The sequence below is a fragment of the Amycolatopsis sp. CA-161197 genome (assembly GCF_050942255.1).
Taxonomy (GTDB): domain Bacteria; phylum Actinomycetota; class Actinomycetes; order Mycobacteriales; family Pseudonocardiaceae; genus Amycolatopsis.
The window spans coordinates 2425282-2438183 of the sequence record NZ_CP192059.1; the positions used below are offsets into that span (position 1 = coordinate 2425282).

15 protein-coding genes are annotated in these 12902 nt (G+C 69.7%); 7 read left to right on the forward strand and 8 right to left on the reverse strand.

Translation table 11 applies throughout. The annotated features are described in order from the left end of the window. Positions 1-28: 28 nt before the first annotated feature. The gene (locus tag ACQPXB_RS11650) at positions 29-334 is read right to left on the reverse strand and encodes a hypothetical protein (RefSeq protein WP_366585773.1); all 306 of its coding nucleotides are present in this window, start codon (positions 332-334) and stop codon (positions 29-31) included. A gap of 112 nt (positions 335-446) precedes the next feature. Between ACQPXB_RS11650 and ACQPXB_RS11655 the strand changes: the two genes are divergently transcribed. Continuing rightward, positions 447-1550 (forward strand): branched-chain amino acid aminotransferase, encoded by a 1104-nt coding sequence (locus ACQPXB_RS11655; protein ID WP_432851412.1) that lies wholly within the window; start codon positions 447-449, stop codon positions 1548-1550. 63 nt (positions 1551-1613) lie between these two features. Here ACQPXB_RS11655 and cobT read toward each other — a convergent pair whose 3' ends face one another. After that, positions 1614-2693, reverse strand: coding sequence for a nicotinate-nucleotide--dimethylbenzimidazole phosphoribosyltransferase (gene cobT / locus ACQPXB_RS11660; protein ID WP_366585777.1), 1080 nt, complete (start codon positions 2691-2693; stop codon positions 1614-1616). A 151-nt stretch (positions 2694-2844) separates the two neighbouring features. On the opposite strand from cobT, the gene ACQPXB_RS11665 reads away from it, so the two are divergent. Continuing rightward, positions 2845-3414, forward strand: coding sequence for a dihydrofolate reductase family protein (locus ACQPXB_RS11665; protein ID WP_432851414.1), 570 nt, complete (start codon positions 2845-2847; stop codon positions 3412-3414). 11 nt (positions 3415-3425) lie between these two features. Beyond that, positions 3426-4115 (forward strand): IspD/TarI family cytidylyltransferase, encoded by a 690-nt coding sequence (locus ACQPXB_RS11670; protein ID WP_432851416.1) that lies wholly within the window; start codon positions 3426-3428, stop codon positions 4113-4115. A gap of 21 nt (positions 4116-4136) precedes the next feature. On the opposite strand, the gene ACQPXB_RS11675 is transcribed toward ACQPXB_RS11670, so the two are convergent. Both ACQPXB_RS11675 and ACQPXB_RS11680 read right to left on the reverse strand, forming a co-directional pair. Further along, positions 4137-5132 carry an aldo/keto reductase family protein gene (locus ACQPXB_RS11675; RefSeq protein ID WP_432851418.1) on the reverse strand — a complete coding sequence of 332 codons (996 nt, stop codon included), beginning with the start codon at positions 5130-5132 and terminating at the stop codon, positions 4137-4139. Positions 5133-5270: 138 nt separating this feature from the next. Then, positions 5271-5918, reverse strand: a complete 648-nt coding sequence (locus ACQPXB_RS11680) for a DUF3043 domain-containing protein (protein WP_366585783.1) — start codon at positions 5916-5918, stop codon at positions 5271-5273. Between the two features lie 145 nt (positions 5919-6063). Here ACQPXB_RS11680 and ACQPXB_RS11685 point away from each other — a divergent pair, with 145 nt between their 5' ends. Beyond that, a complete protein-coding gene (locus ACQPXB_RS11685) occupies positions 6064-6441 on the forward strand; it encodes a HesB/IscA family protein (RefSeq protein ID WP_220237940.1) in 378 nt (125 codons plus the stop codon). 80 nt (positions 6442-6521) lie between these two features. Here ACQPXB_RS11685 and ACQPXB_RS11690 read toward each other — a convergent pair whose 3' ends face one another. Beyond that, entirely contained in the window at positions 6522-6704 is a 183-nt protein-coding gene (locus tag ACQPXB_RS11690) for a hypothetical protein (protein ID WP_220237941.1), read from the reverse strand. A 145-nt stretch (positions 6705-6849) separates the two neighbouring features. Between ACQPXB_RS11690 and ACQPXB_RS11695 the strand changes: the two genes are divergently transcribed. After that, positions 6850-7842 carry a carbohydrate kinase family protein gene (locus tag ACQPXB_RS11695; RefSeq protein WP_432851421.1) on the forward strand — a complete coding sequence of 331 codons (993 nt, stop codon included), beginning with the start codon at positions 6850-6852 and terminating at the stop codon, positions 7840-7842. Positions 7843-7900: 58 nt separating this feature from the next. On the opposite strand, the gene ACQPXB_RS11700 is transcribed toward ACQPXB_RS11695, so the two are convergent. Next, on the reverse strand, positions 7901-8368 hold the full coding sequence (locus ACQPXB_RS11700) for a hypothetical protein (protein ID WP_432851423.1): 468 nt from the start codon (positions 8366-8368) through the stop codon (positions 7901-7903). 103 nt (positions 8369-8471) lie between these two features. Further along, complete coding sequence (gene asnB, locus ACQPXB_RS11705) at positions 8472-10406, reverse strand: asparagine synthase (glutamine-hydrolyzing) (protein WP_366585791.1); 1935 nt, start codon at positions 10404-10406, stop codon at positions 8472-8474. A gap of 195 nt (positions 10407-10601) precedes the next feature. Between asnB and ctaC the strand changes: the two genes are divergently transcribed. Next, positions 10602-11549, forward strand: coding sequence for an aa3-type cytochrome oxidase subunit II (gene ctaC, locus ACQPXB_RS11710; RefSeq protein WP_366585793.1), 948 nt, complete (start codon positions 10602-10604; stop codon positions 11547-11549). 39 nt (positions 11550-11588) lie between these two features. Continuing rightward, the gene (locus ACQPXB_RS11715; protein WP_366585795.1) at positions 11589-12011 is read left to right on the forward strand and encodes a cytochrome c oxidase subunit 4; all 423 of its coding nucleotides are present in this window, start codon (positions 11589-11591) and stop codon (positions 12009-12011) included. Here ACQPXB_RS11715 and ACQPXB_RS11720 read toward each other — a convergent pair. Further along, on the reverse strand, positions 11956-12900 hold the full coding sequence (locus ACQPXB_RS11720) for a DMT family transporter (protein ID WP_432851426.1): 945 nt from the start codon (positions 12898-12900) through the stop codon (positions 11956-11958). The two genes, ACQPXB_RS11715 and ACQPXB_RS11720, sit on opposite strands and share 56 nt — an antisense overlap. Positions 12901-12902: the final 2 nt, after the last annotated feature.

Here is a 12902-nt window from a genome sequence, read left to right on the forward strand (position 1 = left end):
TTGACCGGTCTGCGCTGAGGCCCGAAGCTCAGGCCACGAGGAGCAGCAGCGCTCCGGTGAGCACGACGTTCACCACGAGCAGGATGATCACCGACCGGGTCGGCAGGTTCGGCGCGAACACCTGGCCGTGCAGGCTGCGCCACCAGTAGACGCCGAAACCACCCGCGGCGAGGCCGAGGACAGCGCCGAATCCGCTGCTCAGCAGCGCCCAGCCCACCATGCCGAGCAGGCCGACGCCGAACGTCAGCAGCACAGCGGTCGCGAAGGTCTTCACGTCGACACCGGCGCCCGGCTGGGCCGGTCGGCGTCCCTGGGAGGTCGCTGGGAAGCTCACCAGCCCATCGTAGGGGACTTCGGCGCTCACGCACCGGCCACGCGGGTACGCGGCGTGTGAAACAGGTGGTCTTCCGACTAACGCGCATCCGACCAAGCGCTAAAGTTGGGCCATGACGACAGCGACGCAGTTCTCCCGAGTCCCGCACCCGAACCCCGCGACTCCCGAGCGCGTCGCCGAGGTACTCGACAAGCCCGGGTTCGGTCTCTATTTCACCGACCACATGGTCACGATCCGCTGGAGCGAGGAACTCGGCTGGCACGACGCCAAAGTCGGGCCGTACGAACCGTTCTCGCTCGACCCGGCCACGTCGGTGCTGCACTACGGCCAGGCGATCTTCGAAGGCCTCAAGGCCTACCGCCAGGCCGACGGCAAGGTGGCCGCGTTCCGGCCCGACGCCAACGCCGAGCGCTTCCAGGCCTCGGCCGAGCGGCTGGCGATGCCGCAGCTGCCGGTGGAGCTGTTCCTCGAGTCGCTGCGCGAGCTCATCGCGGTGGACGAGCGCTGGGTGCCCACCCGCAAGGGCGACTCCCTGTACCTGCGGCCGTTCATGATCTCCACCTCGACCGGCCTCGGCGTGAACAAGCCGGCCACCGAGTACCTGTACACGCTCATCGGGTCGCCCGCCGGCTCGTACTTCGCCGGTGGCGTGAAGCCGGTCAGCGTGTGGCTGTCCACGGAGTACGTGCGCGCGGCCCCCGGCGGCACCGGTGCGGCGAAGTGCGCCGGCAACTACGCGGCGTCGTTCGTGGCGCAGGCGCAGGCCGTGGAGCAGGGCTGCGACCAGGTGGTGTGGCTCGACGCCGTCGAGCGGCGCTGGGTCGAGGAGATGGGCGGGATGAACCTGTTCTTCGTCTTCGGCTCGGGGTCCGACGCCCGCGTGGTCACGCCGGAACTGTCCGGCTCGCTGCTGCCGGGCATCACGCGCAAGTCGCTGCTGCAGCTGGCCGAGACCGCGGGCCACCGCGTCGAGGAACGCCGGATCTCCACCGACGAGTGGGAGAAGGCGGCCGCCTCCGGCGAGCTGACCGAGGTCTTCGCGTGCGGCACCGCGGCCGTGATCACGCCCGTCGGGCACGTGAAGCACGCCGGCGGCGAGTTCACGATCGGCGACGGGCAGCCGGGCCCGATCACCATGAAGCTGCGGGAAGAACTGGTCGGCATGCAGGAAGGCGACCTCGCCTTCCCCGACGGCTGGATGCATCCCCTGAACTGATCCACTGTGGACACGAGAAGGGCCGCCCGGGTTCGTCCGGGCGGCCCTTCTCGTTGAGTGGCTTCAGGAAGCCGGCACCGGCGTGAGCGGACCGGCCACCCCGGACTGCTCGTGCGTGGTCATCTCCGCGAGCACGCGCGCGGCCATCATCAGCAGCGGCAGCGCGGTGACGGCGCCGGTGCCTTCGCCGAGGCGGACGTCGAGGTCGAGCAGCCCGCCGAGGTCGAGGTGCTCCAGCGCGAGGGCGTGGGCGGGCTCGCCGGTGAGCTGGCCGGACATCCACCAGCGGCGCGCGCCGGGCGCGAGCTCCTCGGCGACCATCGCCGCCGCGCAGACGACGAGACCGTCGAGGACGACCGGGGTGCGGCGCACGGCCGCCTGGGCCAGGAAGCCCGCCATGGCGGCGATGTCGGCGCCGCTGGAGGTGCGCAGCAGGGCCAGCGGGTCGGCGAGGACCACGCGGGCGCGGCGCAGCGCGTCGCGCACGGCGGTGGCCTTGCGCATCCACGCGTTGTCGTCGATGCCCGAACCACGCCCGACCACGGCCACCGGCTCGGTGCCGGTGAGCGCGGCGACCAGCACGGACGCCGGGGTGCTGTTGCCGATGCCCAGGTCGCCCGCGATGAGGAGGTCGGCGCCGCCGTCCACCTCGGCGTCGGCGATCTTCATGCCGGCGAGCACGGCCGCGCGCACCTCGGCGTCGGTGAGGGCGTCCTCGACGTCGATCGAGCCGGAGCCGCGGCGGACCTTGTACTCGCCGATGGAACGCATGGCCGACTCTTCGGTGTCCACGGCCATGTCGACCACGCGCACGCTGGCGCCGGCCGCGGCCGCGAGCACGTTGATGGCCGCGCCGCCGGTCAGCATCGTGCCGACGAGCTGCGACGTGACCTCCGGCGGATACGCGGACACGCCCTTCTTCGCGATGCCGTGATCGCCGGCGAAGACCACGACCCGGGGCCGCGTGAACGGCCGCGGCGGCGCCTGGCCCTGGCACGACGCGATCCACACGCCGAGCTCCTCGAGCCGCCCCAGGGATCCCGCGGGCTTCACGAGCTTGCCGTGCAGGGCGATCGCCGCCGACCGGGCCTGGTCGCTGGGTGGTTCGATCTCGCCGAACTCGATGCTGGTGTCCGCGTCCACGCCAGGCCTTTCTCTCGCGGGAGTCCTCACGCGTCAACCTACCGGCCGCTGAAGAAAAAACTCCCCCGGCCGGGTCGAACCGCGGCGGTGCCGTTCGTCGCGTCTTCGAGAGCCGCCCAGCGCGGGCGGAACCGGACGCAAGGAGGACCCGATGGGCAGGATCGTCAACGCCACGTTCATGACGCTCGACGGCGACAGCACGAACATGGCGGACTGGCACTGGGACTACTTCAGTGAGGAGGCCACCGCCGCCGCGAAGGCCCAACTCGACCGCAGCGACGCCCTCATCATGGGCCGCAAGACTTACGACGGGTTCTCGGCCGCGTGGCCGCAGCGGGCCGGCACCGACCCGTTCGCCGACCGGATGAACTCGATCGACAAGTACGTCGTCTCCTCGTCGCTGATCGATCCGCAGTGGACGAACAGCCACGTGCTCGGCGGTGCCGGTGGTGACGCCGTGGCCGCGGTGCGCGAGGTCAAGGAGCGGACCGATCGCGACATCCTGCAGTACGGCTTCGGCGACGTCACGCGGCTGCTGCTGGCCAATGGCCTGCTCGACGAGCTGCGCGTGTGGCTGCACCCCGTGATCTCCGGTGCGACCAAGCCCGACGAGCTGCTTTACCGCGACACCGCGAAGGCGAACTTCACGTTCAACGGCAGCGAAGTGTTCGGCAACGGGATGGTGATCCTCAGCTACACCCCGGCGAACGCGGCCCAGTAGGGTCGCCGACCGTGGAGACGACAGCGGCAGGGGTCGTGCTGGCCAGCGGCGCCGGCACGAGGGTCGGCGCGGCGCTGAACAAGGTGTACCTGCCGATGGCGGGCCGCCGGGTGGTCGCGTGGTCGCTGGCGGCGTTCGCCGCGGTGCCCGAGGTGGGCGTGCTGGTGCTCGTGATCCGCGAGCAGGACGCCGAGCTGGCGGAAGAGGTGCTGGCCGCTCACCCGGGCCAGGTCGAGGTCGTGACCGGGGGTGCGACGCGGCAGGGGTCCGAGCTGAACGCCCTGCGCCACCTCGCGCCGCGCATCGAATCGGGCGCCGTCGACGCCGTGCTGATCCACGACGCCGCCCGCCCGCTCGCGACGCCGGCTCTGATCGGCGACGTGCTGGCCCGGACCCGCGAGTACGGCGGTGCCGTGCCGGGACTGGCCGCCGACGACGTGGTCTCGATGGCCGCCGACGGTTCGGTCGCCGCCCGGCTGCCGGGCGCGATCCGCGTGCAGACGCCGCAGGGCTTCCGCGCCGAGCCGCTGCTGGCGGCCTACGAGCAGGCCGAGACCGAGGGTTTCCTGGGCACGGACACGGCTTCGTGCATGGAACGGTTCTCCGCGCTGCCGGTGCACTGGGTGCCCGGCGGCGCGGAGAACCTGAAAATCACCTACCCGCACGACCTCGCGGTGGCCGAGCGGTTGCTCTCCCGCTGAGCGGATGCCCAGCGGCGCAGATCACAGCGACGGGCTGCGGGTCAGCGACGCGTCTCGCTCGACGACGGACTCGAGAGCCTCGTCGATCGCCGTCAGCAGGTCGGCGTCGAGCTTCACGCCGGCGGCCTTGACGTTCTCGTGCACCTGCTCCGGGCGGGAGGCGCCGATGATCGCCGAGGCGACGTTCGGGTTCTGCAGGACCCACGCCACGGCCAGCTGCGCCATGCTCAGCCCGGCCTGCGCGGCCAGCGGCTCCAGCTTGGCGACCGCGGTCAGCGTCTCGTCGTTGAGGAAACGCTTGACCATGTTCGCGCCGCCGTTCTGGTCGGTCGCGCGCGAACCCTCCGGCAGCGGCCGGCCCGCCTTGTACTTGCCGGTGAGCACGCCCTGCGCGATCGGCGACCAGACGATCTGGCTCAGCCCTTCACGCTCGGACGCCGGCACGACCTGCGACTCGATGACGCGCCACAGCATCGAGTACTGCGGCTGGTTGGAGATGAACGGCACCTTCAGCTCACGCGCGAGCGCCGCGCCCTGCGTGATCTGGTCGGCCGACCACTCCGAGACGCCGATGTAGAGCACCTTGCCCTGGCGGACGAGGTCGGCGAAGGCGACCATCGTCTCTTCCAGCGGCGTGTTGTGGTCGAAGCGGTGCGCTTGGTAGAGGTCGAGGTAGTCGGTGCCGAGCCGCTGCAGCGACGCGGTGGCCGACTCCATGATGTGCTTGCGCGAGAGGCCCTTGTCGTTCTGGCCCTTCGGCCCGGTGGGCCAGAACACCTTCGTGAAGATCTCGAGGCTCTCCCGGCGCTGGCCCTTCAGGCCTCGCCCGAGCACGGACTCCGCCGCCGTGTTCGCGTACACGTCGGCCGTGTCGAAGGTCGTGATGCCGGCGTCGAGCGCCGCCTTGATACAGGCCTGGGCCTGCTCCTCTTCGACCTGGGACCCGTGGGTGAGCCAGTTGCCGTAGGAGATCTCACTGATGTTGAGGCCGCTGCGGCCGAGTCGTCGAAACTCCATGCCGTTCAGCCTAGGCGGGGGTTGTTCGCGTTGCTAACGAACCTCCCCGATCGGGCAGTGGTGGTGCTCACCGGCAACCAGCCGGAAACGACAACGGCCGCCCCACCCTCGCGGGTGTGGCGGCCGTCACAGAAGTGCTCAGCCGGGGATCGGGTCGCCCGGGCGCAGGCGCGGCTTCGGGACCCGCAGCTTGCGGATCTGGCTCGCGCGCACGAAGGCGTACCAGCCGACGCCGCGGGTGGGCTCCTTCGGGAACCGCTCGCGGGCCAGGCGGGAGATCTTGCGGCCGTTGACCACGCCCTCGATGGCCATGACCAGCAGCATCGCCATGCAGATGAGGGTGATGTACTGCTGCGCCGCCGGCACCGGGATCAGCAGCGCGAGGAACACGAGGATCGCGAGCGGCATGAACAGGCCCAGGATGTTGCGCCGGGAGTCGACGAGGTCGCGCACGTACGCCTTGACCGGCCCGCGGTCGCGCACGGGCAGGTACTTGTCGTCGCCGGACATCATGCGTTCGCGGCGCTGCTTGGCGGCGGCGCGCCGGTCTTCCTTGCTGACCGGGTTCTCCTTGCGGAGCTGCTTGTTGCGCTTCATCGCCTCGCGCATGCTGGTGGGCGGCGGGGCGACGGGTCCGCGCTTGCGACCTTCCGCTTCCCGCCGCTTCGGCGTCGCCCGGCCCTTGCCCGGCGTGTACGCCTTGCCGATGGTCGAATCGGACTCGACGACGTCGGCCTCGACGGCGTCCGCAGGGGTCTCGGTGGTGCTTCGGCGCAGGAACCTCACCTCACCAGGGTATTGCAGGCGTCACGACGATGTTCGGCAGGTCGTGCGATGTGCAACCATGGAGGGGGAACAGATCGGGTACCCGGAGAGTTGAACTGTTTCGGACGAGAAGTACCCGCAGTGAGTTCGACCTAGAGGGAGTGCCATGACGACCGCTGAGCAGACCGGTGCGGCGCAGGCCGAGACCGCCGAGGAGACCCACGGCGTGACCTTGACCGACGCCGCGGCGGTCAAGGCGAAGGCCCTGCTCGAGCAGGAGGGCCGCGACGACATGCACCTGCGCATCGCCGTCCAGCCCGGTGGCTGCGCGGGCCTGCGCTACCAGCTGTTCTTCGACGAGCGCGAGCTCGACGGTGACCTTTTCCGCGACTTCGACGGTCTGCGCGTGGCGGTCGACCGGATGAGCGCTCCGTACGTGTCCGAGGCTGTGATCGACTTCGTCGACTCGATCGAGAAGCAGGGCTTCACGATCGACAACCCGAACGCGACCGGCTCGTGCGCGTGCGGTGACAGCTTCCACTGAGCCCGCGCGCTCGGTAAAGCACACGAACAAGGGCCCCGGCCGACTCGGCGGGGGCCCTTCTTCGTGCTCGGAGCCGGCTCTCAGACGTAGGCGTCGAGGTCGGCGACCTGCGCGTGGCAGGCGTCGTCGACCTGCCACGGCCGCGCCGCGCGCGGGTGCGGCATCCGGTCGGTGGTGAGTCCCTCGCTGCGGAGCGCGGACGGGATGTGGGCGCAGTCGGCGATCAGCTCGCCGAGGTCTTCCGGTTCAGTGGCCGTGTTCACTTCCGTAACGCTATTGATCCTTCAGCGACTGGGAAAGCGGTACCAGCCGGTAGTGTCGGCCGAGGCGCGGGAACTACCCGGACGGGTCATGACCTGCGGGTAACCCCGCCAGAGCCGCACGAACGAGACACCCAGAGGAGAACCGGTGGCAGACAAGGCCAGGATCGCCGTGTCCGGCAGCATCGCAACCGATCACCTGATGCACTTCCCCGGCAGGTTCGCCGAGCAGCTCGTGAAGGAGCAGCTCCACCGGGTGTCGCTGAGCTTCCTGGCCGACGACCTCGTCGTCCGCCGCGGCGGCATCGGTGCCAACATCGCGTTCGGCCTGGGCGTGCTGGGCGTGAAGCCCGTGCTGGTGGGTGCCGTGGGCTCCGACTGGGCCGACTACGCGTCGTGGCTCGAGCGCCACGGTGTGGACACCTCGGGCGTGCTGGTGTCCGAGGTCGCGCACACCGCGCGCTTCGTGTGCACCACCGACGAGGACCTGTGCCAGATCGCGACGTTCTACGCCGGCGCCATGGCCGAGTCGCGCAACATCGAGCTCAAGCCCATTGCCGACCGCGCCGGCGAGCTGAGCCTCGTGCTGATCAGCCCGGACGACCCCGAGGGCATGGTCCGCCACGCGCAGGAGTGCCGCCAGCGCGGCTACACCTTCGCCGTGGACCCGTCGCAGCAGCTGGCCCGCATGGACGGCGCCCAGGTGCGTGACTTCATCGCCGGCGCCAAGTACCTGTTCAGCAACGACTACGAGTGGGAGCTGCTGCTCCAGAAGTCGGGCTGGACCGAGGCCGACGTGCTGGAACGCGTCGGCATGCGCATCACCACGCTGGGCGAGAAGGGCGTGGAGATCGTCGGCCGCGACGGCCTCGCAATGCAGATCGGCGCCGTCCCCGAACGCGGCAAGGCCGACCCGACCGGCGTCGGCGACGGCTTCCGCGCCGGCTTCCTCGCCGCCCTCGATGGCGGCCTGGAGCTGGAGCGCGCCGCCCAGCTCGGCTCGCTCATCGCCGTGCTGGTCCTGGAAACCGTCGGCACCCAGGAGTGGACCTTCGACCGCACCGACGCCCTCGCCCGCCTCGGCGACGCCTTCGGCCCACAGGCGGCGGACGAGATCGCCACGGTGCTGCCGAGCGCCTGACGTTCCGCGTCGCACGAGAGTGGCCGCCCCCGAACGCACGGGGGCGGCCACTGTCGTATCAGCGGATCAGTACCAGCCGGTTTCTGGTCAGCTCCCCGTTGCACGACACCGCGGCCCGGGCGAGGCGGCCGTTGAGGTTGTTCGCGATCCTGGTTTCGCCGTACCCGAATTCCATCTGGTCGGTGGTGTTGACCCAGGTCGCGAGGCCGTCGTCGGAGCGGTCGACGTAGACGGTGCAGTTGTCGGTGCCCGAATTGGTGAGCGTGTCGGTGACCTCGGCGAAGGCGCCGCACGCGCCGTAGTACATGAGGTCGATCTGCAAGGGGTGCAGGGTGCCGTCGGAGCCGGGTGCCTGCGTGAACACGCGGCGAGCCGCGCTGAAACTGCCGTGCGGGCACGGGCCGCTGGACGGGAACGTGCCTTCGTTCGCGTAGGCGCCGTACGGCGCGCTCGACAGCGGGGCCGCGTTGGCAGACACCGCGGCGAAAGACAGGGCGGCAGCGGCCACCGCCGTGGTCAGAATCACTTTCCGAAGAGTTTTCATGTGACGCACGCTGCCGGACGGGGACCTCGCCGCCAAGCTGTTCAAGCTGCGTCGAAATCCCCGTTCGGACCTAGCGGAAACGGCGTCAGAGCTTCACCGGGTAGACCGGCTCCGGGATCTCCGGCTTGATGCGGTGCTCGACGAAGATGCCGTGCCACAGCATGAACACCAGCAGGGCCCAGATCTGGCGGCTGCGGTCGAGCTGGCCGGCCTTGTGCTCCTCCAGCAGGCGCAGCACGGCGGGCTTGTCGAGCAGCTCGTCGGTCTTCGAGTCGTTGATGATGCCGCGCGCCCAGTCGTACATCTCGTTGCGCAGCCACAGGCGGATCGGCACGGGGAAGCCGAGCTTGCGGCGGTTGAGCACGTGGGCGGGGATGATCTTCGCGAGTGCCTGGCGCAGCGCGTACTTCGTGGTGCCGTGCGCGAGTTTCTGGTCCAGGGGAATGGAAGCGGCGACCTTGAACACCTCGGCGTCGAGGAACGGTACGCGCAGCTCCAGCGAGTTGGCCATGGTGACCTTGTCGGCCTTCACGAGGATGTCGCCCCGCAGCCAGGTGAACAGGTCCACGTGCTGCATGCGCGCCACCGGGTCCCAGCCGCGCGAGACGTCGTACCAGGGCGCGGTGACGTCCTTGAAACCCACGCCTTCGGTGTACGTCCGCAGCACGTTGCGCAGCTGGTCGTCGCGGAAGTTGCGCGCGTTGCCGTAGTAGCGGTCCTCCAGCGGCAGCGCGCCGCGGCGCAGCAAGTCCTTGCCGCGCGTGCCTTCCGGGATCTTCGTGGACACCTTGCCGATGAGCTTGCGCACACCGCCGGGCACCTTTTCGAACGGTGCCAGCGAAATCGGCTCGTTGTAGATCGTGTAGCCGCCGAACAGCTCGTCCGCGCCCTCGCCCGACAGCACGGCCTTCACGTGCTTGCGGGCCTCGCGCGCGATGAACCACAGGGGCACCAGCGCCGGGTCGGCCACCGGGTCGTCGAGGTACCAGACGATGAGCGGCAGCGCTTCCATCATCTCGTCGGCCGAAACCGTGCGCACCACGTGCTTCACGCCGATCGCGGCCGCCGACTCGGCGGCGACGTCCACTTCGGAATAACCCTCGCGTTCGAACCCGGTGGTGAACGCGATGAGGTTCGGGTTGTGCTCCTTCGCCAGCGTCGCCGTGGCCGTGGAGTCGATGCCGCCGGACAGGAACGCGCCGACCGTCACGTCCGGGTCGGAGATCATGTGCTTGCCCACCGAGTCGCGCATCACATTCGCGATGCGCTCGTACAGCGCTTCGGCCTCGGCGGCGCCGTTCACCGGCTTCGCCGCGAACTGCGGGTGGAAGTAGCGGGTGAACTCGACCTGCCCGCCCGGCACCACGCGGAACGACGTGCCCGACTCGACGCGGCGCACGGCCGTGTGCAGCGACTCGGGCTCCGGCACGTACTGCAGCACCAGGTAGTGCTGCAGGGCCTTGCGGTCCAGCTCCTGGGCCACGCCGAGCGTGTCGGTGAGCTCCAGCAGGCTCTTCTTCTCGCTGGAGAACGCCACCCCGCCGGGGCCGGCGGCGTAGAACAGCGGCTTGATGCCGAACGGGTCCCGCGCGCCGAACACGACCTTCTCGGCGGAGTCCCAGATCATGAAGGCGAACATGCCGCGCAGCTTCTTCACCGCGTCGGCGCCCAGGAAGTGGTAGGCCGCGACGATGGCCTCGCCGTCGCCCTCGGTCTCGAACTTCGCGCCGAACTTTTCAGCGAGCTCGTCGCGCAGCTCGCGGTAGTTGTAGATCTCCCCGTTGAAGTTCATGGTGTAGCGGCCCGGAGCTTCCGGCGGGCCCCAGTGCAGCGGCTGGTGGGCGTGGTCGACGTCGATGAACGCCAGCCGGTTGAAGCCGTAGACGACCTCGGCGTCGGCCCAGGTGTCCTGCTCGTCGGGGCCGCGGTGGCGCTGGCAGCGCATCGCCGCGCCCACGGCTTCACGGGCGTTCGCCGCGTCGGTCTCGGTGCCGCAGATCAGTCCAAGCAGGCCGCACACGCGTACTCACACACCTCAGGGTCTTCGCCGGTCCGGGAAGGGCACAGTATGCCGCGAACCGTGCACCGCGGACCGCATCGGGTGGACGCGCGCGCGTTGTGGTCACCCCTTGGACAGCGGGAATCGTGAACTCGGCTAGGCTCCGCCTGTCACGAAGATCGGTCGAGGAGGCTCTGGGTGAAAGGGCGAGGTGCAGTGGGAAAACCAGCGCGCACCCACGGGGGTAAGCGGGTCGGCCGCGTCGCCGCGCTGGCCGTGCTGGTCGCGCTGACCGCGACGGGCTGCTCCGGGGACGCGATCCTCCGATTCGGCTGGCCGGTCGGGGTCACCCCGCAAGCCGAAGAGATGCAGAACCTCTGGACGTGGACGGTCATCGCGGCGCTCGCCGTCGGTGTCATCGTGTGGGCCCTGATCTTCTGGACCGCGACGTTCCACCGCAAGAAGAAGAACTCCGCGGTCGAGGGTCCCGAGGACCTCCCGCGGCAGTTCCAGTACAACATCCCGCTCGAGATCTTCACCGTCGTCGTCCCGACGATCATGGTCTGCGTCCTGTTCTTCTTCACCGCGACGACCGAGAGCAACGTCCTCGACAAGAAGCCCGACCCGGACGTGACCGTCGACGTGGTGGCCTTCCAGTGGAACTGGGAGTTCAAGTACGACGACGCGAACGCGAAGCGCCCGGACGGCACCCAGGTGAGCACCGTCGGTTCGTCCGGCGAGATCCCGCTGCTCGTGCTCCCGACGAACAAGACGATCGAGTACCGCCTGCGGTCCACCGACGTCATCCACTCGTTCTGGGTCCCGGAGTTCCACTTCAAGCGCGACGTCTTCCCGGACCCCGAGAAGAACAACCAGGACAGCTCCTTCCAGAACTCCATCGACCGCGAAGGCTCCTTCGTCGGCCGGTGCGCGGAGCTCTGCGGCACGTACCACTCGGTGATGAACTTCGAGGTGCGTGCGCTCTCGCCGGACAAGTACGACCAGTACATCAAGCTGCGCACGGAAACGAACCCGAAGACGGGCCTGCCGAACACGGCTTCCGAGGCGCTGGCGGCGATGAACTGCGGCGAGCTGTGCACCCCGCACGCGGTGACCACGCAGCCGTTCAACACCGACCGCACCGCGCGCACCGCGTCCAACTGACCGGTTCCGGCGAACCAGAGGAGTAGGGGAGAAAGTCCCATGAAGGTCGAAGCCCGGATTTTCTACATGGTGGCGGCGTTCGCCGTCGTCATGGCCGTCATCTACTGGGTCATGACCGCCCTCTACGCGACCGACCAGAAGGCCGAGCCCGTCGGCATCGTCGCGCTCTTCCTGACCGGTGGCCTCGCGTTCCTCGCGGGCAGCTACATGCAGTTCGTGTCCCGCCGGATCGAACCGCGCCCCGAGGACCGCGAGGACGCCGAGATCAGCGACGGCGCGGGCGAGCTGGGCTTCTTCAGCCCGGGCAGCTACTGGCCGATCGCCATGGCGGCCGCGGCTGCGCTGGGTGGTCTCGCGCTCGCGTTCTTCCACATCTGGCTGCTGGTCATGGCACTCGTCGCCCTGCTCATCGCCGTGGGCGGGCTGGTGTTCGAGTACCACACGGGCCCGAACCACGAGTGACGCTTTCCCCGGTCGTTCCTGACCGGGGCCTGCCGCCGCGCTGGGGTGCCAGCGCGGCGGCGAGCACCGCCAGCATCCCCAGGCCCTCCGGCCACGACAGCCGGTGGCCGAACGCCAGCACGTCCACCACCACCGCGACCACCGGGTACAGGTAGGACAGCAGCGCCACCGTCGTGGTGGGCAGCTTGCCGATGATCGCGTACATCAGCACGTACATCACCGCCGTGTGCACGGTGCCGAGCAGAACCAGCCACAGCAGCCCCGGAACCGAGTGCGGGAGCGGCGTGAACGCCAGCGCCGGGGCAAGCAGCACCGTCCCCACCGCCAGTTGCACCGCCGCGAGCAGGTGCGGGCGCACGTGGGTGAGCTGCTTCGCCACGAACGATGCGCCGGCGTAGAGCACCGCCGCGCCCAGCGCGAGCGCGATTCCCGCGAACCGCACCGGCTGCCCGTCGTCGCCGTGGGCCGAGAGGGAAATCACCACCACGCCGGCGAACGCGACGCCCGCCCGGGCCAAGTGCGTCTTCGCGACTTTTTCACCGAGGAACGCCGCCGCCAGACCCACCAGGATGAGCGGCTGCGTGTGGTAGACGACCGTGCTCACCCCGATCGACGACAGCGCGTACGACGTGAACAACAACACCCAGTTGGCCACCAGCAGCACGCCGCCGAGCGCGGCCAGCAGCAGGTCGCGCAACGACGGCCGCCAGCTGCGCAGGCAGCCGCGCGCCAGGCACCACACGACGAGCAGGACACCGCCGACGAGACAGCGGGCGAACGCGACGGCCGGCGCGGCGGCACCGCTTTCCAGCACGACCGCGCCGATCGTGCCCGACAGGGCCATGGCCGCCGACCACTGCAGGACGGGACGGGTTTCGGGGTTCTTCATGC

Excerpts from the sequence above, each read along its gene's own strand:
- ACQPXB_RS11665 (WP_432851414.1), top strand. The coding sequence starts at position 2,845 with ATGGGCAGGATCGTCAACGCCACGTTCATGACGCTCGACGGCGACAGC.
- ACQPXB_RS11720 (WP_432851426.1), bottom strand. The coding sequence starts at position 12,900 with ATGAAGAACCCCGAAACCCGTCCCGTCCTGCAGTGGTCGGCGGCCATG.
- ACQPXB_RS11715 (WP_366585795.1), top strand. The coding sequence starts at position 11,589 with ATGAAGGTCGAAGCCCGGATTTTCTACATGGTGGCGGCGTTCGCCGTC.
- ACQPXB_RS11655 (WP_432851412.1), top strand. The coding sequence starts at position 447 with ATGACGACAGCGACGCAGTTCTCCCGAGTCCCGCACCCGAACCCCGCG.
- ACQPXB_RS11675 (WP_432851418.1), bottom strand. The coding sequence starts at position 5,132 with ATGGAGTTTCGACGACTCGGCCGCAGCGGCCTCAACATCAGTGAGATC.
- ACQPXB_RS11685 (WP_220237940.1), top strand. The coding sequence starts at position 6,064 with ATGACGACCGCTGAGCAGACCGGTGCGGCGCAGGCCGAGACCGCCGAG.